Here is a 24994-nt window from a genome sequence, read left to right as displayed (position 1 = left end):
CGGGCGCCGGGCCCGGCCTAGAGCCAGCCCCGCCGCTTGAAGAGCCGGTGCAGGCCGTAGACCGTCCCCGCCATCAGCCCCAGCACCATCGGATAGCCCCCCACCCAGTGCAGCTCCGGCATGTGGTCGAAATTCATGCCGTAGATCCCCGCCACCATGGTCGGGACCGCCGCCATCGCCGCCCATGCCGAGATCTTCCGCATGTCGTCGTTCTGCCGCACACCCTGCTGTGCCAGATGGGCCGCCAGAATGTCCGACAGCAGCCGGTCCAACCCCTCCACCTGCTCATTCGCCCGGGTCAGATGGTCGCTGACATCCCGGAAGAAGGGCTGCGACCGCTCATGCACAAAGGGCACCCCGGGACTCGCCAGCCGCGCCATCGGCCCCGCCAGCGGCCCGGTGGCCCGCCGGAACTCCAGCACCTGCCGCTTGAACCGGTAGATCCGCTCCGCCGTCGGCGGACCGGACGTCCCCGACGCCCCGCCGCCCGTCGGGGCGAAGACCTCGGCCTCCATCTCCTCCAAGTCCACCTGGAGCTCCCCGGCCACATCGATGTAGTGGTCGACCACCGCGTCGCTGATCGCGTACAGCACCGCCGTCGGCCCGTGTGCCAGCACCTCCGGATCCGACTCCAGCCGGGCCCGCACATCCGCCAGCGGCGCCCCCTCGCCGTGCCGCACCGTCACCACGAACGAATCCCCGATGAACACCATCAGCTCACCCGCCGACACGGTGTCGCTCTCCGCCTCGTACACCACCGGCTTCAGCACCACGAAGAGCGAGTCGTCGTAGACCTCCAGTTTGGGACGCTGATGGGCGCGGAGCGCGTCCTCCACCGCCAGCGGGTGGAGCCCGAACTCCCGCGACACCAGATCGAACTCGTCGGCCGCCGGCTCGTGCATCCCGATCCAGATGAACGCGTCACCGGCCGCCCGCGCCGCGTCCAGTGCCTCCGAGAGGTCCCCGGGGCCCTCCGTCCGGCGCCCCGCACGGTAGATGGCACAGTCAACGATCACAGCGCGGATTCTTCCCCGCGCACGGGCCGCGCGCACTTCACGACGCGCGCGGCGGCACACCGCCTAGGCTTGCGGGCATGGCCATGCTCATCCTCGTACGGCACGGACGCTCCACCGCCAACACCGCGGGGGTGCTCGCCGGCCGCACCCCCGGAGTCCACCTCGACGAGCACGGCGCCGCCCAGGCCGCCGGGCTCCCCGCCCGTCTCGGCGGGATACCGCTCGCCGCGGCCGTCAGCAGCCCGCTGGAGCGCTGTGTTCAGACGCTCCGGCCGCTGCTCGACGCCCGGCCCGCCCTCCGGCTCGAAACCGATGAACGGATCAGCGAGTGCGACTACGGCGACTGGTCCGGCCGCAAGCTGGGGGAGCTCAACGACGAACCCCTGATGGAGGTCGTCCAGCACCATCCCTCCGCGGCGGCCTTCCCCGGCGGTGAGACCATGCGGGCCATGCAGGCCCGGGCCGTGGACGCGGTGCGCGACTGGAACGGCCGCGTCGAAGCGGCCCACGGCGAGGACGCCGCCTATGTCATGTGCTCGCACGGGGACATCATCAAGGCGCTCGTCGCGGACGCGCTCGGTATGCATCTCGACCTCTTCCAGCGGATCCATGTGGATCCTTGTTCCGTGACAGCGATCCGTTACACCCGCACCCGGCCGTTTCTTCTCAGGCTCGGTGACACCGATGGCCTCGGCCCCCTGGTGCCGCGCGGCGGCGAGGCCGCGGCGGCCGGTGACGGGAACGCGGTCGTGGGGGGCGGCGCGGGCGCCCCGTGATCGCCCCGGGCAGTAGGGTGGACGCGCGATGCGCCCGTATGCCCGTACGGGTCGTCCCCGAGTCTCAAGGGAGTCAGAACGTGTCCCGTCAGGTGTTCCTCTACGACCCGCCGGACCGGTTCGTCGCCGGTACGGTCGGTCTCCCTGGACGCCGTACGTTCTTCCTCCAGGCATCGGCCGGAGGGCGCGTCACCAGCGTCGCCCTGGAGAAGACGCAGGTCGCCGCGCTCGCCGAGCGGATCGACGAGCTCCTCGACGAAGTGGTCCGCCGCACCGGCGGCAATGCCCCCGTGCCCGCCGTCGCGCCCGCCGAGGTCACCGACACCGCACCGCTCGACTCCCCGGTGGAGGAGGAGTTCCGGGTCGGCACGATGGCCCTGGCCTGGGACGGCGACGAACAGCGCATGATCGTCGAGGCCCAGGCGCTGGTCGAGCTGGACGCCGACTCGGAGGAGGATCTCGCCGAGGCCGAGGAGCGGCTCCTCCAGGACGAGGAGAACGGCCCGCCGATGCTGCGCGTCCGGCTGACCGGGGCCCAGGCGCGGGCGTTCGCCAAACGAGCGCTGGACGTGGTGAACGCCGGGCGTCCGCCCTGCCCGCTCTGCAGCCTGCCGCTCGACCCGGAAGGACACGTATGCCCGCGCCAGAACGGATACCGGCGGGGAGCCTGACGGCTCCGGACCTCCTCACCAAGGGCGAGCTGACCGTACGCGGCCGGGTCGCCGAGGCGTCCAACGCGGTGCTGTTCTGCTCGGTCTCCCTCGGTGGCGAGGAGGCGTCCTGCGTCTACAAGCCCGTCGCCGGGGAGCGCCCCCTGTGGGACTTTCCCGAGGGGACGCTGGCCCAGCGCGAGGTGGCGGCGTACGAGATCTCCGAGGCTCTCGGCTGGCATCTGGTTCCGCCCACCGTCCTGCGGGACGGCCCCCACGGGGAGGGCATGGTCCAGCTCTGGATCGACACGGACACCGGTGAGCATCCCGCCGCCGAGCTGCTGGCGCTGGTCGACGCGGAGGAGCCCGGGGAGGGGTGGAAGGCGGTCGGCCTCGCGGACGTCGGAGAGGGCCGCACGGCGCTGCTGGTCCACGCGGACGACGCCCGGCTGCGGCGGCTGGCGGTGCTGGACGCGGTGATCAACAACGGCGACCGCAAGGGCGGGCATCTGCTGCCGGCTCCGGACGGCGCTCTGTACGCCATCGACCACGGGGTGACCTTTCACACCGAGGACAAGCTCCGCACGCTGCTGTGGGGCTGGGCGGGGGAGCCCCTCACGGAGGAGGCGCTGAGCGCGCTCGGGGCGCTGGGCGCGGCGCTGGCGGAGGGGAGCGGGTTGTCGGGGCGGCTGGCGGAGCTGCTGACGCCGGGGGAGGTGGAGGCGGTACGGGGCAGGGTGGCCTCGCTGTGCCGGACCGGCCGGCATCCCGTGCCCTCGGGCCAGTGGCCCGCGATTCCCTGGCCCCCGCTCTGACCCCGGGGCGGGGGTGTTGTCCCCTCCCCGCCCCTTCCCGCAACCGGGGCTCCGCCCCGGACCTCGCGCCTCAATCGCCGGCGGGGCTTGGTGGTGCGCAACCGGGGCTCCGCCCCGGACCTCGCGCCTCAATCGCCGGCGGGGCTTGGTGGCGCGCAACCGGGGCTCCGCCCCCGACCCCGGGCCTCAATCGCCGGCGGGCCGAGTCTGCTCACCCCGCGCTTCAAAGGCCGGCGGGGCCGAGTCCGCTCACTCCGTCCCGGGCCACCCGCCTCAGTCGCCGGCGGGGCCGGAGTGTGCGGGACCCGAACCCCCGGAGAGCCGTACCGGGCGCACCGGGGTGGTGAATCAGGCCCCGCCGGCGATTGAGGCGGGACCCGTACCCGGGCGGGGGTGCCCGGTGTCGTACCCGCGCCCCGGGGGAGACCACCCCGCCCCAGGGGTCCCGCACATACACGTGCCACCGCGCAACCCCGTCCAACCGGCCAATCGGCGTGATCCGGTTCGTAACCGGATCAGCCGTCCGGTTAGGCTCACTGCATGTATGCCTGGCCCGCTTCTGAGGTCCCCGCCCTGCCTGGCAAGGGCCGCGACCTCCGGATCCACGACACCGCGACCGACGGGTTCCTGACCCTCGCCCCCGGTCCCGTCGCCCGTATCTATGTCTGCGGCATCACGCCGTACGACGCGACCCACATCGGTCACGCGGCGACCTACAACGCGTTCGATCTCGTTCAGCGCGTGTGGCTCGACACCAAGCGTCAGGTTCACTACGTCCAGAACGTCACCGACATCGACGATCCGCTGCTGGAGCGGGCCATCCGTGACGGGCACGACTGGACCGAGCTCGCCGAGCGTGAGACCGCACTCTTCCGCGAGGACATGACAGCTCTGCGGATGCTGCCGCCGAAGCAGTACATCGGAGCCGTCGAGGCGATACCCGGCATCGTGCCGCTGGTGGAACGTCTCCGGGACGCCGGGGCCGCCTATGAGCTCGAAGGGGACATCTACTTCTCCGTCGAGGCGGACCCGCACTTCGGCGAGCTGTCCCACCTGGACGCCGAGGCGATGCGGCTGCTCTCCGCCGAGCGCGGCGGCGACCCGGAGCGGCCGGGGAAGAAGAACCCGCTCGACCCGATGCTCTGGGTGGGCGCCCGGGAGGGTGAGCCGAGCTGGGACGGCGGCAGTCTCGGCGCCGGGCGCCCGGGCTGGCACATCGAGTGCGTGGCCATCGCGCTGGAGTATCTGGGGATGGGCTTCGACGTCCAGGGCGGCGGCTCCGACCTGGTCTTCCCGCACCATGAGATGGGCGCCTCGCATGCGCACGCCCTGACCGGCGAGCACCCCTACGCCAAGGCGTATGTGCATGCCGGCATGGTCGCCCTCGGCGGCGAGAAGATGTCGAAGTCGAAGGGCAATCTGGTCTTCGTCTCGGCGCTGCGCCGTGCCGGTGTGGACCCCGCCGCGATCCGGCTGGCGCTGCTCTCGCACCACTACCGCGCCGACTGGGAGTGGACCGATTCGGTGCTCCGGGACGCCGAGGAGCGGCTCGCCCGGTGGCGGGCGGCGGTCTCGCGGCCCGACGGGCCGTCGGCGGACGCGCTGGTCGAGGAGGTCCGGGAGGCGCTGGCGGACGATCTGGACGCACCGGCGGCGCTGGCCGCCGTCGATCGCTGGGCCGAGTGTCAGAGCTCGGAGGGCGGTACGGACGAGGGCGCGCCCGGAGTGGTGTCGCGGACGGTCGACGCGCTGCTCGGCGTCGCACTGTAGCGGCGATCCGATGAGGTGACACGGAAGCGCCGGGCGGTGATCCCACCGCCCGGCGCTTCCGTGTCACAGGCCCGGCCCCGAGGCCGTCGTACCGCTAATCGGCCAATCAATTTCGGCCAATCTCGTCGTCCGCCCGGATGTCACTCCTCCGGCCGGTCCTTCTCGCCGCTGTCGCCGCCGCTGTCGCCGCCGTCCTCGGCCTCCGCGTCCGGCTCCGGCCGCTCCCGGGCGCCGGACGGGCCGGCCTCGTCCGGCGAAACAGACGGATCGGACGGATCGGCGGTTTCGGACGGGTCGGCGGCGTCGGAGGGACCGTCCGCCCCGGACGGCTCCGGCGAGTCCGCCGGCTCCTCCGTACCCGAACGCGGCGCCCGCGCCGGCCGGTTGAGCCCGCCGCCGGGATCCCGCAGATACGCCCCGCCGTCACCGCCGCCGCCGTCGGTCGCGAGGCCCGGACCGGGCCCCGGGCCCGGACCGCCGTCACGCCGCCGCAGATACCGCTCGAATTCCCGGGCGATGGCCTCTCCGGACGCCTCCGGCAGCTCCGCGGTGTCCCGCGCCTCCTCCAGGGTCTGCACGTACTCCGCCACCTCGGTGTCCTCGGCGGCCAGCTGGTCCACGCCCAGCTGCCAGGCCCGCGCGTCCTCGGGCAGTTCGCCCAGCGGAATGCGCAGCCCGATCAGATCCTCCAGCCGGTTGAGCAGCGCCAGCGTGGCCTTGGGGTTGGGCGGCTGCGACACATAGTGCGGCACCGCCGCCCACAGGCTCACCGCCGGCACCCCGGCGTGGGTGCATGCCTCCTGGAGAATGCCGACGATCCCGGTCGGCCCCTCGTACCGGGTCTCCTCCAGGTCCATCGTCCGCGCCAGATCGGGATCGGAGGTGATGCCGCTGACGGGTACGGGCCGGGTGTGCGGGGTGTCGCCGAGCAGCGCGCCCAGGATCACCACCATCTCGACGCCCAGTTCATGGGCGAATCCGAGGATCTCATTGCAGAACGAGCGCCAGCGCATGGATGGTTCGATCCCGCGCACCAGCACGAGATCGCGTGGTTTCTCGCCGCCGACACGGACCACGGACAACCGGGTCGTGGGCCAGGTGATCTTCCGCACTCCGCCGTCCAGCCACACTGTGGGCCGGTTGACCTGGAAGTCGTAGTAGTCCTCGGCGTCGAGGGCCGCGAACACCTCGCCCTTCCACTCCCGGTCCAGGTGTGCGACCGCGGTGGAGGCGGCGTCGCCGGCGTCGTTCCAGCCCTCGAACGCGGCCACCATGACCGGGTCGATCAGCTCGGGTACCCCCTCGAGCTCGATCACCCAGTGCCTCCTTCCGAAGTTCCTTGTGTACGCCCCAACCTTACGGGTTTCGACGTCTCCCGCCGCAGCCCTCGCGCACGCGCGGGTGAACTTGGGCGGGAGATCGACACGGCTGCTTCACAGCTGAGCAATATGCGCGTAACCGCAGCTCACTCAAGGGAATACATCCGAGCTGTACCCAGGGAATTGCGTCATGACCCCTGGATCGTGGCGCGAGGTGGACGCTATACATCGGATGACCACCAGAGATCCGATGTTCTCCGGGCGGGCGAGGGCGTACGGTGGAGCGCTCATCCGGTCCGGACCGGCCGCCGCCGGTGCCGAAGGTGCACAAGGCCATGGAATACGCCGCACCGCAGGGCGCGGGAGAGCCGCCCCGGCCCGCGCCGCCGGGGTACAGCGGCCCCGGATCATCCGATCTCCCGCCCCCGGCGGCCCCCGCCGGACTCCATGAAGTCGCCCGGTCCCGACCGCTGTTCGGCCCCGCCGGGCCCGGCGCCGGTAGCGCACCGGCCGTCCGTGTCAACCCCTCATCGATCCCGTGGTGATGGGGCGGCCGGGACGGCGCCGGGGGAGACCCGCCGTCCGCGTACTCCTGTACCGCCCGCGGGACGGATTCACGCACCGTCCGGTGCCGCCCGCCGCAGGCACTGCTCCACACCGGCGATGTGCACGGTCGCCCAGCACTGGGCCACCGCCGCGTCCCGGTTCCGCAGCGCCGCCAGGATCGCCCGGTGCTCGTGAAGGGTCCGGCCGACGGCGTCCTCACGCGTCAGCCCGCGCCAGATCCTGGCCCGGGTCGCCGGGCCGGAGAGCCCGTCGAGCAGCGAGCAGAGCACCGCGTTGCCCGAAGCCCGCACGATCCCCCGGTGGAACTCCAGGTCCGCGGCGACCAGTTCCTCCAGTGAGGGGGCCGGGCCGAGCCCGTCGAGTCCGGTGCTCAGCGCGTCGAGTTCGGCGGTGCTGATGCGGGACGCCGCCAGCGCGGTCGCGGCGGGTTCCAGGATCCGGCGCACGGCGAGGAACTCCAGCTCGGTGTCGTCCCGGTGCAGATCCACCACGAAGCCGACCGCCTCCAGCAGCAGCTGAGGGTCGAGACTGGTCACATAGGTGCCGTCGCCCTGGCGGACGTCCAGGATCCGGATCAGCGAGAGGGCGCGTACCGCCTCGCGCAGCGAATTGCGGGAGAGGCCGAGCTCGGCGGCGAGTTCGCTCTCCTTGGGCAGCCGGTCGCCGGGGCGCAGCGCACCCGAGACGATCATGTCCTTGATTCTCTCGATCGCCTGGTCGGTGACTGCCACGACCGCCCCCTCGTCCGCTCGTCCGATCGGCCCCGCGAATCATCCGATCTCGGAGGGTACAGCGAGGGGCGGCCCGCAAGGAGCCGCCCCGTACCACTGAAATTCCCGCCTCGCGCGGGCCCTTGAGCGGAGCCCGCGCGGTGCCGCCGGGCGCCGTTACGCGCGGTCCGCCAGCAGACCCTCCACCTTCGCGCGGATCGGGTCCGTGGCCAGGCCCCGGATCGTCAGCGTGGTGCGCCGGCGCAGTACGTCGTCCGCCGTCTCGGCCCACTCGTGGTCCCGGGCGTACACCACCTGCGCCCAGATCTCCGGGGCGTCGGGGTGGATCCGCTCGGCGAGCGCCGGATCGTCGTTGGCCAGCCGCGCGATGTCGAACGACAGCGAGCCGTAGTGCGTCGCCAGGTGGCGCGCGGTGTCCGCCGCCATCCGGGGGCCGGGGGTGCCCCCGTCGACCAGCAGCCGGTGCGCGACCGCGTCCGGGTTGGCTATGCCGGGGAGCGGCACCTTCCTCGGCAGCCGGGAGATGGGCTCCATGTCCTCGGCGAGCGGCTTTCCGGGGAGCTCGGCCAGCTTGTTCATCACCGTGCGGCCGATGTGCCGGAAGGTGGTCCACTTGCCGCCCGCGACCGAGAGCATGCCGCCGCGGCCCTCGGAGACGACCGTCTCCCGCTTGGCCTTGGAGGTGTCACCCGGGCCGCCGGGCAGTACCCGCAGACCCGCGAAGGAGTAGGTGATCAGATCCCGTGACAGCTGCTGGTCCCGGATCGAGTACGCGGCCTCGTCCAGGATCTGCGCGGTGTCCTTCTCGTTGACCGCGACCTCGCCCGGGTCGCCCTCGTACTCCTCGTCCGTGGTCCCGAGGAGGAGCATGTCCTCCCAGGGCAGGGCGAAGGTGATCCGGTACTTGTCTATCGGGGTGGCCAGCGCGGCCTTCCACGGCGAGGTGCGCTTCAGCACCAGGTGGGCGCCCTTGGAGAGGCGGATCGACGGCGCCGCCGCCGGGTCCTCCATCCGGCGCAGATGGTCCACCCACGGACCGGTGGCGTTCAGCACCAGCCGCGAGGTGACCCCGAATTCGGTGCCGTCGGTGCGGTCCTTCAGCTCGGCGCCCGTCACCCGGCCGCGGGTGAACCGCAGCCCGGTGACCTCGGCGTGATTGAGCACGGTCGCCCCGGCCGCGACGGCCGCGCGGACCGTCATCAGCGCCATCCGGGAGTCGTTCATCTGGTCGTCCCCGTAGACGGCGACGGCCTTCAGATTCTCGGTGCGCAGTTCGGGAACGTCGCGCTGGGCCTTCGCCGCGCCGATCACATGGCCGACGCCGTCGCCGAAGGCGGAGAGCGCGGAGTACGCGAAGACCCCGGCACCGAGCTTCGCCGCGCCGTGCGGGCCGCCCTTGTAGACGGGCAGATAGAAGGTGAGCGGATTGGCCAGGTGGGGGGCGACCTCGCGGGAGACCGCGCGCCGCTCGAAGTGGTTCTCCGCGACCAGCTTCACCGCGCCGGTCTGGAGGTAGCGCAGACCGCCGTGGAGAAGCTTGGAGGAGGCGGACGAGGTGGCGCCGGCGAAGTCGCCGGCGTCCACCAGAGCCACCCGCAGCCCGGCCTGCGCCGCATGCCAGGCGGTGGAGATGCCCAGGATGCCGCCGCCGATCACCAGGAGGTCGTAGGTCGCCTTGGAGAGCTGCTCCCGGGTCTCGGCTCGGCTCGGGAGGGAGCCGGAGGCCGGGTGCGTCCCGAGGGCCGGGACGCTCTGCATGGTGGTCATCGTCGTTTGCTCCTCGTCACTCTTCCTCGTCGAGCCAGCTCATCGACCGCTGTACGGCCTTGAGCCAGCTCTTGTACTCGCGCTCACGCTGGTCGGCGTCCATGCGCGGGGTCCATTCGGCGGCCCGGCGCCAGTTGGCGCGCAGGGCGTCGGTGTCCGGCCAGAACCCGACGGCCAGACCTGCGGCGTACGCCGCGCCGAGGCAGGTCGTCTCGGCGACCATCGGACGCACCACCGGCGCGTCCAGGAAGTCCGAGAGGGTCTGCATCAGCAGATTGTTGGAGGTCATGCCGCCGTCGACCTTGAGCGCGGCCAGCTCGACACCGGAGTCCTTCGTCATGGCGTCGGTGATCTCGCGGGTCTGCCAGGCGGTGGCCTCCAGTACGGCACGGGCGATGTGCGCCTTGGTGACGTACCGGGTGAGTCCGGCGATCACCCCGCGGGCGTCGGAGCGCCAGTAGGGGGCGAAGAGACCGGAGAAGGCGGGGACGAAGTACGCGCCGCCGTTGTCCTCGACGGAGAGCGCCAGAGTCTCGATCTCGGCCGCGGACTTGATCAGGCCCATCTGGTCGCGCATCCACTGCACGAGCGATCCGGTGACCGCGATCGAGCCCTCCAGGGCGTAGACCGCCTTCTGGTCGCCGATGCGGTAGCCGACGGTGGTCAGCAGGCCGTTGTAGGAGTTCACCGGGGTGTCACCGGTGTTCATCAGCATGAAGGTGCCGGTGCCGTAGGTGGACTTCGCCTCGCCCTCGGCGAAGCACGTCTGGCCGAAGAGCGCGGCCTGCTGGTCGCCGAGGGCCGAGGCGACCGGCACCCCGTCGAGGACGCCGCCCTTGGCGGTGCCGTAGACCTCGCTGGAGGAGCGGATCTCGGGCAGGACGTTGGCCGGGACCTCCATGGAGGTGAGGATCTTGTCGTCCCACTCCATGGTGTGGAGGTTCATCAGCATGGTGCGGGAGGCGTTGGTGACGTCCGTGACGTGCACACCGCCGTCCACACCGCCGGTCAGATTCCAGATGACCCAGGAGTCCATGGTGCCGAAGAGGATCTCGCCGCGCTCGGCGCGCTCGCGCAGCCCCGGGACGTTGTCCAGCAGCCAGCGGACCTTCGGCCCGGCGAAGTAGCTGGCCAGCGGGAGGCCGGTCTGGCGGCGGAAGCGGTCCTGGCCGACATTGCGGCCGAGCTCCTTGCAGAGCGCGTCGGTGCGGGTGTCCTGCCAGACGATGGCGTTGTGGACCGGCTCGCCGGTGTTCCTGTCCCACAGGAGGGTGGTCTCGCGCTGGTTGGTGATGCCGATCGCCATGACGTCGGCGCGGGTGATCCCGGCCTTGTCGACGGCGCCCGCCAGGACTTCCTGGACATTGGTCCAGATCTCGGCGGCGTCGTGCTCCACCCAGCCCGGCTTGGGGAAGATCTGCTCGTGCTCCTTCTGGTCGACCGAGACGATCCGGCCGTCCTTGTCGAAGACGATGCAGCGGCTCGACGTGGTGCCCTGGTCGATGGCCGCGATGAACGGACCATGTCCGTGCGAAGACGTTCCCGAGGTGTGTGCATCGGTCACGGTGTGCTCCTGCTGTGGTCGGTGGGGATACGGCGGTACCTGTACGGGTTGCCGGTGCGGACGCGGTTCTGGTGCTCCATACGTATCCGCGTGGCGAGTGGGCTCACCGGTCAGGCGAACGCGAGATCGTAGATTCCGGCGGCGAGCGCTCCGCCGGCCAGCGGGCCGACGACGGGAATCCAGGCGTAGCCCCAGTCGGAGCCGCCCTTGTTGGGCAGCGGCAGCAGGGCGTGGATGATGCGGGGGCCCAGGTCACGGGCGGGGTTGATGGCGTAGCCGGTGGGCCCGCCGAGCGAGAGACCGATGCCGACCACGACAAAGGCGGTGATCAGCGCGCCGAGCGTGCTCAGGCCCTTGCCCTCGGCGTTGAGGCCCTGGGTGAGCACGGCGAGGACGAGCACGGTGGTGCCGATGATCTCGGTGGCGAGGTTCTGCCAGACGACGCGGATCTCCGGGCCGGTGGAGAAGATGCCGAGGACGGGGCCGGCCTTGGGGCCGGGCGCGCCCTCGATCGGCTTGTCGGCCGGGTCGCCGGCGATCTCGGGGTCGCGCAGGTGCGACATGAACTGTCCGTAGTACGCGACGACGACCAGCGCCGCGCCGATCATGGCGCCCAGCATCTGGCCGGCGATGTAGACGGGGACGTTCGACCAGGTCCCGTCCTTGATCGCGATACCCAGGGTGACGGCCGGGTTCAGATGCGCGCCGGAGAGGGGCGTGACCATGTAGACGGCCGTCATGACGGCGAAGCCCCACGCGAACGTGATGGCGAGGAAGCCCGCGCCGCGGGCCTTGGAATTCTTGAGGGTGACGGCGGCGACCACGCCGCCGCCGAGCAGGATCAGCACGGCCGTGCCGATCGTCTCGCCGATAAAGATGTCGGAGCTGGACACCGCGACTCCTTTGTCCTTCGTCCAGGGGAAGGCGGACCCCGGGTTCGCGCCGGTGATCCGCGCCCTCAGGTGAGGGCGTTGCCGGCCCTTGGCGCTTGCCACACTCTAACGCGTATTTCCGTTAGCTGTTCGACAATGCCGACCGGTGAACGGCAGTTTTGCCCCTGGTAAACACGGCGTCAAGGGCCGTCTGTCCGAAAACCGGATCGTTATCGATGATGCGCCGACATGATCGGCCCCGCCCGGTACACGCGCCCGGGCGTGCGGGAGCCGGTCGCCGCGGGGCGTCATTCCGTACGGGAACGGGGCCGTCCGCCCGCCGCCCGGAACCGCGCCCGCCCCGGGCCCTCTCGCGTCCGCCTGACCTCTGCGTCCGGCGGCTCTCGCGCCCGCCGGCCCCCGGCGCGGGCCCGTCCTCAGGCCACGCCGGTGCTCAGAAGCGGCCCGCGCCCAGATCGCGGGAGACCGCCCGCGCGCACTCCCGTACCGCCGCCACCAGCTCCGACCGCAGCTCGCGACCCTCGCAGATCCGCTCCACCGGTCCGGTGATCGCCACCGCGCCCACCGGCATCCGGCGCCGGTCGTGGATGGGCGCCGCGACGGCGGCCACACCCTCCCAGGTCTCCTCCACATCCGAGCCCCAGCCGCGCGCCCGGGTCAGATCGAGCACGGTCTCGAACCCGTCCAGCTCCGTCACCGTCCACTGGGTGAACGCCTCGCGCTCGATCTCCACGGCCTCGGCATGGGCCACCGGGTCGTACGCGGCCAGCACCTTCCCCAGCGCCGTGGAGTGCAGCGGCTGCATGGCCCCCACCTCCAGCACCTGGCGGCTGTCGTCCGGCCGGAAGACATGGTGGACGACGAGCACACCGCGCTGATGCGGGACGCCGACATGGACGCTCTCCCCGCTGGACCTGGCCAGATCGTCCGTCCAGACCAGGGCGCGGGCGCGCAGCTCGTGCACGTCGAGATAGCCGGTGCCCAGCCGCAGCAGCTCCGCGCCCAGCTGGTAGCGGCCCGACGCGGGGTCCTGCTCCACGAACCCCTCCGACTGGAGCGTCCGCAGAATGCCGTGGGCCGTTCCCTTGGCGAGCTCCAGCGAGGAGGCGATGTCGGACAGGCCGAGCCGGCGCTCGCCGCCGGCGAGCAGCCGCAGCATCGCCGCCGCACGCTCCAGCGACTGGATGTTCTTCGCCATCGGATCGTGCCCTCTCCACCCGCTGTTCGACAATGCTGAACACTATCGGTCGATGCCGACTTCGGTCACTGCTGAGTGAGTATCCCGTGAGGGACCGCCTCACAGAAACCCCCAGGCCAACCCCAGTCCGTCCCATGGGACGCCCAAGCGCGCCCCGACCGCGCCCGGCTACTCTGGCTCCGTGCGCCTTCCCCCCGGAAGACGCAAAGCCGACAGCCGTCGCACTCCAGGGAGCACATTCCATGGCCTCGTCGCCGACCCCTTCCGCACCTTCCGCAGACAGCCGGACCCGGATCGAAGCCCTCCGCGAGGCACTCGCCACGCGGGTCGTCGTCGCCGATGGGGCGATGGGAACGATGCTTCAGGCACAGGACCCGACGCTTGAGGACTTCGAACAGCTCGAAGGCTGCAACGAGATTCTGAATGTCACCCGTCCGGACATCGTCCGATCGGTGCACTCCGCCTACTTCGAGGTCGGTGTCGACTGCGTCGAGACCAATACCTTCGGCGCCAACTTCGCCGCCCTCGCCGAGTACGACATCCCCGAACGCGTGCACGAGCTCTCCGAGGCGGGCGCCCGCATCGCGCGCCAGGTCGCCGACGAGTTCACCGGCGCCACCGGACAGCAGCGCTGGGTGCTCGGCTCCATGGGCCCCGGCACCAAACTCCCCACCCTCGGCCACGCTCCGTACACCGTGCTCCGGGACGCCTTCCAGGCGAACGCCGAGGGCATGATCGCGGGCGGCGCCGACGCCCTGCTGGTGGAGACCACCCAGGACCTGCTCCAGACCAAGTCCGCCATCATCGGCGCCCGCCGCGCCATGGAGGCCACCGGGCTCTCGCTGCCGCTGATCTGCTCGGTGACGGTCGAGACCACCGGCACCATGCTCCTCGGATCCGAGATCGGCGCCGCCCTCACCGCGCTGGAACCGCTCGGTATCGACATGATCGGCCTGAACTGCGCCACCGGCCCCGCCGAGATGAGCGAGCACCTGCGCTATCTGGCCCGCCACTCCCGTATCCCGCTCTCCTGCATGCCCAACGCCGGACTGCCCGTCCTCGGCAAGAACGGCGCCCACTACCCGCTGGGCGCGCCCGAGCTGGCCGACGCGCAGGAGAATTTCGTCCGCGAGTACGGCCTCTCGCTGGTCGGCGGCTGCTGCGGCACGACCCCGGAGCATCTGCGCCAGGTGGTCGAGCGGGTGCGCGGCCTCACCCCGGCCGAGCGCAGCCCGCGCCCCGAGCCGGGTGCCGCCTCGCTCTACCAGACCGTGCCGTTCCGCCAGGACACCGCCTACATGGCGATCGGGGAGCGGACCAACGCCAATGGATCGAAGAAGTTCCGCGAGGCCATGCTGGACGGCCGCTGGGACGACTGTGTGGAGATGGCCCGCGACCAGATCCGCGAGGGCGCCCACATGCTCGACCTCTGTGTCGACTATGTCGGCCGGGACGGCGTCGCCGACATGCACGAGCTGGCGGGCCGCTTCGCCACCGCCTCCACCCTCCCCATCGTGCTGGACTCCACCGAGGTCAATGTCATCAGGGCCGGGCTGGAGCGGCTCGGCGGCCGGGCCGTCATCAACTCCGTCAACTACGAGGACGGCGACGGCCCCGACTCCCGTTTCGCCCAGGTCACCCGGCTGGCCCAGGAGCACGGCGCGGCGCTGATCGCGCTGACCATCGACGAGGAGGGCCAGGCCCGTACCGTCGAGACCAAGGTCGCCATCGCCGAGCGGCTCATCGGCGACCTCACGGGGAACTGGGGCATCCACGAGTCGGACATCCTGATCGACCTGCTGACCTTCACCATCTGCACCGGCCAGGAGGAGTCCCGCAAGGACGGCATCGCCACCATCGAGGCGATTCGCGAGCTCAAGCGGCGCCACCCCGATGTCCAGACCACCCTCGGGCTCTCCAACATCTCCTTCGGCCTCAACCCGGCCGCGCGGATCCTGCTCAACTCCGTCTTCCTGGACGAGTGCGTCAAGGCCGGTCTCGACTCGGCGATCGTGCACGCCTCCAAGATCCTGCCGATCGCGCGGTTCTCCGACGAGGAGGTCGCCACCGCGCTCGACCTGGTGTACGACCGCCGCCGCGAGGGCTATGACCCGCTCCAGCGGCTGATGGAGCTCTTCGAGGGGGTCAACACCAAGTCCCTCAAGGCCGGCAAGGCCGAGGAGCTCCTGGCGCTGCCCCTGGACGAGCGGCTCCAGCGGCGCATCATCGACGGCGAGAAGAACGGCCTGGCCGCCGACCTCGACGAGGCCCTCCAGGAACGGCCGGCGCTCGCCATCGTCAATGACACCCTGCTGGAGGGCATGAAGGTGGTCGGCGAGCTCTTCGGCTCCGGCCAGATGCAGCTCCCCTTCGTGCTCCAGTCCGCCGAGGTCATGAAGATCGCGGTGGCCCATCTGGAACCGCACATGGAGAAGTCCGACGCCGAGGGCAAGGGCACCATCGTGCTCGCCACCGTCCGCGGCGACGTCCACGACATCGGCAAGAACCTCGTTGACATCATCCTCTCCAACAACGGCTACAACGTCGTCAATCTGGGCATCAAGCAGCCGGTCTCCGCGATCCTCGAAGCCGCCGAGGAGCACCGCGCCGATGTGATCGGGATGTCCGGACTGCTGGTCAAGTCCACGGTGATCATGAAGGAGAACCTGGAGGAGCTGAACCAGCGCAAGATGGCCGCCGACTATCCGGTGATCCTCGGCGGCGCCGCGCTCACCCGGGCCTATGTGGAGCAGGATCTGCACGAGATCTACGAGGGCGAGGTGCGGTACGCCCGCGACGCCTTCGAGGGCCTGCGGCTGATGGACGCCCTGATCGCCGTCAAGCGCGGAGTGCCCGGGGCGGCCCTGCCCGAGCTGAAGCAGCGCCGGGTCAGGAGCGCCGCCACCGCCGCCGTGCTGGACGAGCGGCCCGAGGAGGGCGCCGCGCGCTCCGATGTCGCCGTCGACAACCCCGTGCCCACCCCGCCGTTCTGGGGCACCCGGGTGATCAAGGGCATCCAGCTGAAGGAGTACGCCTCCTGGCTGGACGAGGGCGCGCTCTTCAAGGGCCAGTGGGGACTCAAGCAGGCCAGGGCCGGTGACGGGCCCACCTATGAGGAGCTGGTGGAGACGGAGGGCCGGCCCCGGCTGCGCGGCTGGCTCGAACAGCTCCACACCCAGGGGCTCCTGGAGGCGGCCGTGGTCCAGGGCTACTTCCCCTGTGTCTCCAAGGGCGACGATCTGATCCTGCTCAATGAGGACGGCTCCGAGCGCACCCGCTTCTCCTTCCCGCGGCAGCGCCGCGGGCGCCGGCTCTGCCTCGCCGACTTCTTCCGTCCCGAGGAGTCCGGCGAGACCGATGTCGTCGGACTCCAGGTCGTCACGGTCGGCTCCCGGATCGGGGAGGCCACCGCGGAGCTCTTCGCCTCCGACTCCTACCGCGACTACCTCGAACTCCACGGTCTGTCCGTGCAGCTCGCGGAGGCGCTCGCGGAGTACTGGCACGCCCGGGTCCGGGCCGAGCTCGGCTTCGCGGGGGAGGACCCGGCGGATGTGGAGGACATGTTCGCCCTGAAGTACCGGGGCGCGCGGTTCTCCCTCGGCTACGGCGCCTGCCCCGATCTGGAGGACCGGGCGAAGATCGCCGACCTGCTCCGGCCGGAGCGGATCGGTGTCCACCTCTCGGAGGAGTTCCAGCTCCACCCCGAGCAGTCCACGGACGCGATCATCATCCACCACCCCGAGGCGAAGTACTTCAACGCCAGGTAGCGGGCGGGGGCCGGCGGGCCCGGCGCGGGGTTTTCCCCAGGCGCTTTCGCCGGCCGGGTCGTACACTTGTCGGTCCAGCGCAGGCCGGTCGCCGTACCCGGGGGAGAGCCCCGGGAGAGAGGCGGCCGGCCTTCTCGTCCCCCACCGGAGGTGTGCCCATGACCAGCACGGTCCCCGTGTCCCCGATCCGCCTCGCGGAGGGCTCCGCCCTTCAGGCGGTGCTGCTCGACATGGACGGCACCCTCGTGGACACCGAGGGCTTCTGGTGGGAGGCGGAACGCGATGTCTTCGCCGAGCTCGGTCATGAACTGGACGACGCCTGGCGCGATGTGGTGGTGGGCGGCCCGATGACCCGCAGCGCCGGATACCTCATCGAGGTGACGGGCGCCGACATCACCCTGCCCGAGCTGACCGTGCTGCTCAACGACCGGTTCGAGAAGCGCATCGGCCTCGGGGTGCCCCTGATGCCCGGGGCGGGGAAACTGCTGGCCGAGCTGACCGCCGCGGCCGTCCCCACCGCCCTGGTCTCCGCCTCCCACCGCCGCATCATCGACCGGGTGCTGCACTCCCTCGGCCCCTCCCACTTCGCGCTCTCCATCGCCGGGGACGAGGTCGCGCGGACCAAGCCGCACCCGGACCCGTATCTGATCGCGGCCCGGGGGCTGGGCGCCGAACCGGCCCGGTGCGCCGTCATCGAGGACACCGCGACCGGGGTCGCCTCCGCGGAGGCCGCCGGATGCCGGGTCGTCGCCGTACCGTCCGTGGCGCCCATCGCCCCCGCCGAGGGCCGTGTTGTCGTCGGTTCGCTGGAGGAAGTCGACCTCGGATTTCTCCGTAAGCTGATCACTGTCACCAACTGACATGTGCACGGTCTGTGTTTCCTGAATAGCGGAGAAAGCCCGGAAGGGGATAGGCGGCCATTCCCGCTGTCCGGAATCGTGTTTATACAGGACCCTTCCGATATGTTCCGGGGCGTGACGTTCATCACCGTGAATGGTCTGGACGGAACCTCTCGAACCGCTCAATAGCGCTCTCCGGGCGGGATGGAAGGGCCTATGTGTCCCCATTCATGGAGGGGTGTACGAAACATTCCCGGACAGGTTCATCCACGCACAGACACAAGTGATCACTGAACGAATTCGCCCCGACTTCGACCGGTCAAACCCCGCGCTCTTCCCGGACTAATCTCGTCGCGGGTCTTCGCCGCAACTCCGAGGCACCCCGGCGGCTGTGCGGTCGTACGGCCGCCGGGAACACAGGACCGATCGTCCTGATTCCCGGACCGATCGAACCGCCCCACCGGGCGGCCTGCGGCGAAGTCTCCCCTACACGCTGTATCCCAGTGCCGGATGAGGAGAACGTCCAGGATGAACCGCAAGACTCTGGTGCTGCCGGCCGTGGTCGGCCTGCTCGCGCCTGTACTCGTCGCCTGTGGCGGTGCGGGGAGCGGGGCCGGTGGCGACGACGCCATTGTCGTGGGCACCACGGATCAGGTCGTCGCCGACAAGGAGGCGCCCGCGCCTCTCGACCCGGCGTTCGCCTATGACACCGGCTCCTGGAACGTCCTCCGCCAGACCGTGCAGACGCTGCTGACCGCCCCCCGGGGCGGCGGCAAGCCGGTGCCCGAGGCCGCCAAGTCCTGTGAGTTCACGGACAGCATGTCCCAGAGCTTCCGCTGCAAGCTCCGCAGCGATCTGCAGTTCTCCGACGGCACCGCCATCACCGTCGAGGACGTCAAGTTCTCCATCGAGCGGCTGCTGGGCATCAATGACGACAACGGTGCCGCCGCCCTGCTGGCGAACATCGACACCATTGAGACCAAGGGCGACTACGAGATCATCTTCCATCTCGCCACGCCCGACGCGACCTTCCCGTTCAAGCTCTCCACCCCGGTCGCCGGCATCCTCAGCAAGAAGAAGTACGAGGGCAAGAAGCTCCGCCACGGTCTCCAGGTCGACGGCTCCGGGCCGTACACGATGACCTCCGAGTCGAAGAAGGGCCACGCCTCAAAGATCGTCTTCAAGCGGAACGACTCCTACAAGGGCGGCTTCGAGCACCACAACAGCCGGGTCGAGCTGCGCATCTACGAGGACGCCCAGGACATGGCCAAGGCGCTGGAGAAGGGCGACATCGACATCGCCTCCCGCGAGATGTCCCCCGAGCAGGTCCAGGCGATGGTCGAGCAGCCCAAGAAGGACATCGAACTGACCGAGCTGCCCGGGCTCTTCATCCAGTTCCTCGCCTTCAACACCGACCACCCCTCGGTGAAGGACAAGGCCGTCCGCCAGGCCATGGCCACCGTCATCGACCGCGGCAAGATCGCCGGCGATGTGTACCGCTCCACCGCCGAGCCGCTCTACTCGCTGATCCCCACCAAGATCGGCGCGCACAAGAACGCCTTCTACAACAAGTACGGCGACCCCAGCACCAGCAAGGCCAAGGGCATACTCCGGAAGGCCGGCATCACCACACCGGTGAAGCTCTCCCTGCACTACGCCGACGACCGGTACGCGGCCAAGGAATTCGCCGTCATCCGTGATCAGCTGAATGCCTCCGGCCTCTTCGAGGTCACCGCCAAGGGCGCCCCCTGGAACAAGTTCCGCACCGCCCACAAGCGCGGCGACTATCCCGTCTACGGCCTCGGCTGGGTCCCCGACTTCCCGGACCCCGACAACTTCATCGCCCCCTTCCTGGAGAAGGACAACTTCCTCAACTCTCCGTACAGCAATGCCGAGGCCCAGCGGCTCATCCCGCAGTCGCGCCGCCAGTCGGACCGCTCCGCCGCCACCGGCGACTTCGAGCGGCTCCAGGAGATCGTGGCGAACGACGTGCCCGTGATGCCGCTCTGGCAGGGCAAGCACTTCGTCGCCGCCCGCAAGGGTGTCATCGGTGTGGAGCGGCTGCTCAACGGCAGCTCCGACATCCAGCTCTGGGAGCTGAGCAAGGACGGCGACTGACCCCGGGAGCCGGAGAAGCCGGAAGCGGCGGCGGGCTCGGCCCGCCGCCGCTTCCGGCTCTCATCCGCTACCGCGTCCCGGGCCTACCGCGTCCCGGGCCTACTGCGCCCCGGGCCGCACCAGACCGCTCTCATAGGCGTACACCGCCGCCTGCACCCGGTCCCGCAGCCCCAGCTTCGTCAGCACATGCCCCACATGCGTCTTCACCGTCGTCTCGCTGACGAAGAGATCCGCGGCGATCTCGGCGTTCGACAGGCCGCGCGCCACCAGCTTCAACACCTCGACCTCGCGGTCCGTGAGGGTGTGCAGGGTGTCCGGCAGCGGCTCGTCCCCCGACGGCAGATGCCCCGCGTACTTGTCCAGCAGCCGGCGCGTGATGCTCGGCGCCAGCATCGCCTCACCCGCCGCGACCACCCGGATCGCCTGCACCAGCTCATTGGCCGGCGCGTCCTTCAGCAGAAACCCGCTGGCCCCCGCCCGCAGCGCCTCCACCACATACTCATCGAGATCGAACGTGGTCAGCACCAGGACCTTCGCCGGGCCGTCCCGCCCCGGGCCGGTGATCTGGCGGGTCGCCTCGACCCCGTCCATCCGCGGCATCCGGATGTCCATCAGCACCACATCCGGCTGAAGCGCCCGCACCTGATCGAGTGCCTGAAGGCCGTCCCCGGCCTCACCCACCACCGCGACATCCTGCTCGGCCTCCAGAATCATCCGGAAACCAGTACGCAGCAGCGGCTGATCATCGACCAGCAGAACACGGATAGCCACGGAGAACTCCTCACATTTGGTCGGGCACCATTCTGCCCTGACCCGGAACCGCCCCGGCAAGCGGGGCGGGGGCGGCGAGCAGCGGATACACCGGCGGCGTGCCCCCGAACTCGGGACAGAACGCCTGATGGTCACACCAGCCGCAGAGCTTCGTCGGCCGGGGCCGCCAGTCGCCCGACTCCGTCGCCTGCCGGATCGCCTCCCAGAGCGCCAGCAGCTTCCGCTCCACCCGGTCGAGATCGGCCGGCACCGGGTCGTACGTCACCACATCCCCGCTGCCCAGATACACCAGCTGGAGCCGCCGGGGCAGCACCCCCTTCAGCCGGTGGATCACCAGCGCGTAGAAGGTCATCTGGAAGAGCGCGCCCTCGCTGTACTCCGGACGCGGGGCCTTGCCCGTCTTGTAGTCGACGATCCGCACCTCACCCGAGGGCGCCACATCCACCCGGTCGATCACCCCGCGCAGCCGGAGCCCCGAATCCAGCTCCGTCTCCACGAACATCTCCCGCTCCGCCGGCTCCAGCCGGGTCGGATCCTCCAGCGCGAACCACCGCTCCACCAGCGACTCCGCCTGTGCCAGCCACCCGGCCAGCCGCTCACCACCGGTGTCCTCGCCGAAGAGGCCGGCCAGCTCCGGCCGCTGCTCCAGCAGCCGGTCCCACTGGCCCGGGATCAGCGACTTCGCCCGCGGCGCGGTCCGCTCCGCCGCCGGCGCGTCGAAGAGCCGCTCCAGCACCGCGTGGACCAGTGTCCCCCGGGTCGCCGCCTCGCTCGGCTTCTCCGGGAGCCGGTCAATCACCCGAAACCGGTACAGCAGCGGACACTGCATGAAATCACTCGCCCGCGACGGCGACAGCGACATCGGCGGCCTGCCCGCCGGCGGCCCCTCACTCGTACTCATGACCACGACCCTACGGCCCGCCACTGACACCGAGCGCAATACCATCGACGTCGGAGGGCCGTGCACCGCATCCTCGGATCAGCGGCACACACCCCGCCCCCCACCCGAACGACAGCTGAGACGTCATATGTGAAGGGACCCCGTGACCCCCGTGAACCCGGACGACACGCGAGGCGAGCGCGAGCGGGCCCACTCCGGCACCGGCGGGGGCCCCGAGACCCCGCGGAACGGCAAGCGCAAGCGCTCCGACGGCCCCGGCGGCGGCATCCTCATGGGCCGCCCCTTCGGCGTGCCCGTCTATGTCGCCCCCAGCTGGTTCCTCGTCGCCGCGCTCATCACCTGGGTCTTCGGCGGACAGCTCGACCGTGTCCTGCCCGACCTCGGCGGCGCCCGCTATCTGGTCTCGCTCTTCTTCGCGATCGCCTTCTACGCCTCCGTGCTCGTCCACGAGCTCGCGCACACCGTCGTCGCGCTCCGCTACAAGCTCCCGGTCCGCCGCATCCAGCTCCAGTTCTTCGGCGGCGTCTCCGAGATCGAGAAGGAGTCCGAGACCCCCGGCCGCGAATTCATCCTCGCCTTCGTCGGGCCCCTCTTCTCCCTCGTCCTCGCCGGCGTCTTCTACGGCGCCATGCAGATCGTCGAGCCCGGCACCGTGCCCGGCGTCCTGCTCGCCGGACTGATGATCTCCAACCTCATCGTCGCCGCGTTCAACCTCCTCCCCGGCCTCCCGCTCGACGGCGGACGCATGCTCCGCGCCGTCGTCTGGAAGATCACCGGAAAGCCCATGAGCGGCACCGTCGCCGCCGCCTGGGTCGGCCGCGCCCTCGCCATCGCCGTCCTCATCGGGCTGCCGCTCCTCACCCACACCGGCGCCCTCGGCAACCCGGCCCAGGACATCGGCGGCACCCAGACCGTCACCGACGCGCTCCTCGCCGCCATCCTCGCCGCCATCATCTGGACCGGCGCCGGGAACAGCCTCCGGGTGGCCCGCCTCCGCGAGCACCTCCCCGAGCTGGAGGCCCGCACCCTCACCCGCCGCGCCGTCCCCGTCGAGGCGGACACCCCGCTCTCCGAGGCGCTCCGCCGCGCCAATGAGGCGGGCGCCCGCGCCCTCGTCGTCGTCGACGGCCAGGGCGAGCCCACCGGCCTCGTCCGCGAGACCGCCATCGTCGGCGTACCCGAACACCGCCGCCCCTGGGTCGCCGCGGGCGGACTCGCCCAGGACCTCACCGACGACATGACGATCCCCGCCGAACTCGCCGGGGAGGCCCTCCTGGACCGGCTCAGGGCCGCCCCCGCCACCGAGTACCTCGTGCTGGAGGAATCCGGCGCCATCTACGGGGTGCTCTCCACCGCCGACGTCGAACGCGCATTCGTCGCCGCCATGGCCCGCCCCCACTGACCGCCCCGTCCCGCCCAGGTCCGCGGGGCCTCCCCGGGCCCGGTACGCTGGTCACATGTCCGAACCGACCGGTGCCGCCCGCCGACGCGGGCCCTTCAAGGTCGGGGACCAGGTCCAGCTCACCGATCCCAAGGGACGCCACTACACGTTCACGCTCGAAGCCGGGAAGAATTTCCACACCCACAAAGGGTCCTTCCCGCACGACGAGCTGATCGGCTCCCCCGAGGGCAGTGTTGTCCGAACCACGGGAAACGTCGCCTATCTCGCGCTGCGCCCCCTGCTCCCCGACTATGTCCTGTCCATGCCCCGCGGCGCCGCCGTGGTCTACCCCAAGGACGCGGGGCAGATCCTGGCCTTCGCCGACATCTTCGCCGGCGCCCGCGTCGTCGAGGCGGGGGTCGGCTCCGGCTCGCTCAGCGCCTTCCTGCTGCGCGCCATCGGCGATCACGGAATGCTGCACTCCTACGAGCGCCGCGCCGACTTCGCCGAGATCGCCCAGCAGAATGTGGAGCGCTACTTCGGCGGGCCGCACCCCGCCTGGCAGCTCACCGTGGGCGACCTCCAGGACAACCTCACCGACGCCGACGTCGACCGGGTCATCCTGGACATGCTCGCTCCCTGGGAGTGCCTCGACGCCGTCTCCAAGGCGCTCGTGCCCGGCGGCATCCTCTGCTGCTACGTCGCGACCACCACCCAGCTCGCCCGCACCGTCGAATCCATCCGCGAGATCGGCTGCTTCGCCGAACCGCAGCCCTGGGAGTCGATGATCCGGAACTGGCACGTCGAGGGTCTCGCCGTCCGCCCCGATCACCGGATGATCGGACACACCGGCTTCCTGGTCACCGCCCGCCGGCTCGCCGACGGGGTGGAACCCCCGATGCGCCGCCGCCGCCCCGCCAAGGGCGCCTACGGTGACGACTACGAAGGCCCCAACAAGGGCTGACACCGGTCCCGCCCGGCAGGAGCCCACGCCTCCCGTCCGGCCGGCCCCACCGGAACACCGCCCCGGCGCCGCCGCCGAGTTCCCGCGCAGCCACCATCGCGCGTCCGGAACTCGGCGGCGGCGCCGTCGTTTTGCCCGTACGCCGCGGTCGCGGCCGGGCGGAGCGAGCGGGACGGGGGCGGCGCGGGCGGCGTCACGGGCCGGCCGGGGTGGGCGCGGCCGGGCCGGCGGGCTCCGCACTCCCGCGCCGTACGGCAGCCTCCCCGGCGCGCGGTCCCGGCGGCACACACCCGTCCCCATCCGGTCGTATCCCCGCCGCGATGGACCGAATCCGGACAGCTTTCCGCACTCCGGGGACGGCCGGCCGTCCCGCGGACCGGCCCCCGGGGCGCCGCGCCCCGGGCCGGGCCCCGCCGTCCCACCTCTCTCCCGCACCCCCGGCCCCGTACACCCCGCCGCACCCCGGCCGTGTGACCTGTGGCACGATGCAGATCTCCCTCCCGCCGCCGGAAGCTCCCTCCGGCTCCGTCGTCACAGGAGACCTCACGCGTGCAGACCTCCGCCGTCCCGGACCTCGCGCACACCGCGGCCCGCCCGCTCCACTGGCTGGTCACCGCCGCCGCCACCGCGGCCGTCATCGCCCTCGGGGGGCTGGTCCAGCCCGACACGGCGACCGCCGGACGCCCCGGCCCGGCGGCCGGGCCCGCTGCCGCCGCCCCCGACCCGGCCCGGGTCGGCCTGCCGCTCTCCTGCCCGGCCGTCGGCACCGTCATCGTGCGGAAGGCGACCGGCGATCTGGACGGTGACGGCAGGCCCGAGACCGTCGTCGCCGCCCGCTGCGACGCGGGCTCGGGGACCCCGCCGAACGGCATCTGGGTGCTCACCACCGGCCGCGACGGCGCCCCGCGCGTCGTCGCGACCCTGCTGGAGCCCGCCGAGCGCCGCACCGCGGACACCCTGACGGTGCGGAACGGAACCATCTCCGCCACCCTGCTCGGCTACTCCTCGGACGCGGTCCCCGGCTGCTGCCCCGACCAGCGGGAGAAGGCCGAATGGCGCTGGCGGGACGCGGCGTTCATCCGCACCCTCGCGGGAGCCGGCCGCAGCGTCTGACCCCCGCCCCCGGCCATGCCGGAGGGCGCCCCTCAACTGCCGGGGCGCCCCCGAAACGTTCCGCCATGCGCGGT

Annotated in this window: 19 protein-coding genes; 10 read left to right on the top strand and 9 right to left on the bottom strand. The window is 71.1% G+C overall.

What is annotated here, in order from left to right; translation table 11 throughout:
* Positions 1–17: 17 nt before the first annotated feature.
* Complete coding sequence (locus tag AAFN69_RS16070; RefSeq protein WP_347729286.1) at positions 18–1025, bottom strand: magnesium and cobalt transport protein CorA; 1008 nt, start codon at positions 1023–1025, stop codon at positions 18–20.
* A gap of 68 nt (positions 1026–1093) precedes the next feature.
* Between AAFN69_RS16070 and AAFN69_RS16065 the strand changes: the two genes are divergently transcribed.
* From AAFN69_RS16065 to mshC, 4 genes are all read left to right on the top strand, one after another.
* Complete coding sequence (locus AAFN69_RS16065) at positions 1094–1792, top strand: histidine phosphatase family protein (protein WP_347729173.1); 699 nt, start codon at positions 1094–1096, stop codon at positions 1790–1792.
* Between the two features lie 80 nt (positions 1793–1872).
* Positions 1873–2463, top strand: a complete 591-nt coding sequence (locus tag AAFN69_RS16060) for a DUF3090 domain-containing protein (RefSeq protein ID WP_347729172.1) — start codon at positions 1873–1875, stop codon at positions 2461–2463.
* Positions 2427–3257: an SCO1664 family protein gene (locus tag AAFN69_RS16055; RefSeq protein ID WP_347729171.1), complete on the top strand. Its 831-nt coding sequence runs from the start codon at positions 2427–2429 to the stop codon at positions 3255–3257. The genes AAFN69_RS16060 and AAFN69_RS16055 overlap by 37 nt, the downstream gene beginning before the upstream one ends.
* Positions 3258–3797: 540 nt before the next feature.
* Positions 3798–5027 carry a cysteine--1-D-myo-inosityl 2-amino-2-deoxy-alpha-D-glucopyranoside ligase gene (gene mshC / locus AAFN69_RS16050; RefSeq protein ID WP_347729170.1) on the top strand — a complete coding sequence of 410 codons (1230 nt, stop codon included), beginning with the start codon at positions 3798–3800 and terminating at the stop codon, positions 5025–5027.
* Between the two features lie 140 nt (positions 5028–5167).
* Here mshC and AAFN69_RS16045 read toward each other — a convergent pair whose 3' ends face one another.
* The 6 genes from AAFN69_RS16045 to AAFN69_RS16020 all read right to left on the bottom strand — a co-directional run bounded on the left by AAFN69_RS16045 (position 5168) and on the right by AAFN69_RS16020 (position 13066).
* Entirely contained in the window at positions 5168–6343 is a 1176-nt protein-coding gene (locus AAFN69_RS16045) for a PAC2 family protein (protein ID WP_347729169.1), read from the bottom strand.
* A gap of 617 nt (positions 6344–6960) precedes the next feature.
* Complete coding sequence (locus AAFN69_RS16040) at positions 6961–7644, bottom strand: FadR/GntR family transcriptional regulator (protein WP_347729168.1); 684 nt, start codon at positions 7642–7644, stop codon at positions 6961–6963.
* Between the two features lie 156 nt (positions 7645–7800).
* Positions 7801–9411 (bottom strand): glycerol-3-phosphate dehydrogenase/oxidase, encoded by a 1611-nt coding sequence (locus tag AAFN69_RS16035; RefSeq protein ID WP_347729167.1) that lies wholly within the window; start codon positions 9409–9411, stop codon positions 7801–7803.
* A gap of 16 nt (positions 9412–9427) precedes the next feature.
* On the bottom strand, positions 9428–10975 hold the full coding sequence (glpK, locus tag AAFN69_RS16030) for a glycerol kinase GlpK (RefSeq protein WP_347729166.1): 1548 nt from the start codon (positions 10973–10975) through the stop codon (positions 9428–9430).
* A gap of 110 nt (positions 10976–11085) precedes the next feature.
* Positions 11086–11868: an MIP/aquaporin family protein gene (locus AAFN69_RS16025; RefSeq protein ID WP_347729165.1), complete on the bottom strand. Its 783-nt coding sequence runs from the start codon at positions 11866–11868 to the stop codon at positions 11086–11088.
* A gap of 433 nt (positions 11869–12301) precedes the next feature.
* Entirely contained in the window at positions 12302–13066 is a 765-nt protein-coding gene (locus tag AAFN69_RS16020) for an IclR family transcriptional regulator (RefSeq protein WP_347729164.1), read from the bottom strand.
* Between the two features lie 242 nt (positions 13067–13308).
* Between AAFN69_RS16020 and metH the strand changes: the two genes are divergently transcribed.
* From metH to AAFN69_RS16005, 3 genes are all read left to right on the top strand, one after another.
* Positions 13309–16833 (top strand): methionine synthase, encoded by a 3525-nt coding sequence (gene metH / locus AAFN69_RS16015; protein ID WP_347729163.1) that lies wholly within the window; start codon positions 13309–13311, stop codon positions 16831–16833.
* A 158-nt stretch (positions 16834–16991) separates the two neighbouring features.
* Positions 16992–17693, top strand: coding sequence for an HAD family phosphatase (locus AAFN69_RS16010; RefSeq protein ID WP_347729162.1), 702 nt, complete (start codon positions 16992–16994; stop codon positions 17691–17693).
* Positions 17694–18200: 507 nt separating this feature from the next.
* On the top strand, positions 18201–19790 hold the full coding sequence (locus AAFN69_RS16005) for an ABC transporter substrate-binding protein (protein WP_347729161.1): 1590 nt from the start codon (positions 18201–18203) through the stop codon (positions 19788–19790).
* Between the two features lie 99 nt (positions 19791–19889).
* Here AAFN69_RS16005 and AAFN69_RS16000 read toward each other — a convergent pair whose 3' ends face one another.
* Positions 19890–20561: a response regulator transcription factor gene (locus AAFN69_RS16000; RefSeq protein WP_347729160.1), complete on the bottom strand. Its 672-nt coding sequence runs from the start codon at positions 20559–20561 to the stop codon at positions 19890–19892.
* Positions 20562–20571: 10 nt separating this feature from the next.
* Complete coding sequence (locus AAFN69_RS15995; RefSeq protein WP_347729159.1) at positions 20572–21462, bottom strand: RecB family exonuclease; 891 nt, start codon at positions 21460–21462, stop codon at positions 20572–20574.
* Positions 21463–21613: 151 nt separating this feature from the next.
* Here AAFN69_RS15995 and AAFN69_RS15990 point away from each other — a divergent pair, with 151 nt between their 5' ends.
* The 3 genes from AAFN69_RS15990 (at position 21614) to AAFN69_RS15980 (ending at position 24920) form a co-directional block, all read left to right on the top strand.
* Positions 21614–22864: a site-2 protease family protein gene (locus AAFN69_RS15990; RefSeq protein ID WP_347729285.1), complete on the top strand. Its 1251-nt coding sequence runs from the start codon at positions 21614–21616 to the stop codon at positions 22862–22864.
* Positions 22865–22919: 55 nt separating this feature from the next.
* Positions 22920–23807 carry a tRNA (adenine-N1)-methyltransferase gene (locus tag AAFN69_RS15985; protein WP_347729158.1) on the top strand — a complete coding sequence of 296 codons (888 nt, stop codon included), beginning with the start codon at positions 22920–22922 and terminating at the stop codon, positions 23805–23807.
* A 549-nt stretch (positions 23808–24356) separates the two neighbouring features.
* Positions 24357–24920: a hypothetical protein gene (locus AAFN69_RS15980; RefSeq protein ID WP_347729157.1), complete on the top strand. Its 564-nt coding sequence runs from the start codon at positions 24357–24359 to the stop codon at positions 24918–24920.
* Positions 24921–24994 lie beyond the last annotated feature (74 nt).

This window comes from Streptomyces sp. CAU 1734 (assembly GCF_039888735.1).
GTDB lineage: Bacteria > Actinomycetota > Actinomycetes > Streptomycetales > Streptomycetaceae > Streptomyces.
Note: the sequence above shows the minus strand (reverse complement) of the source record. Positions and strands in the feature narration are given on the sequence as shown.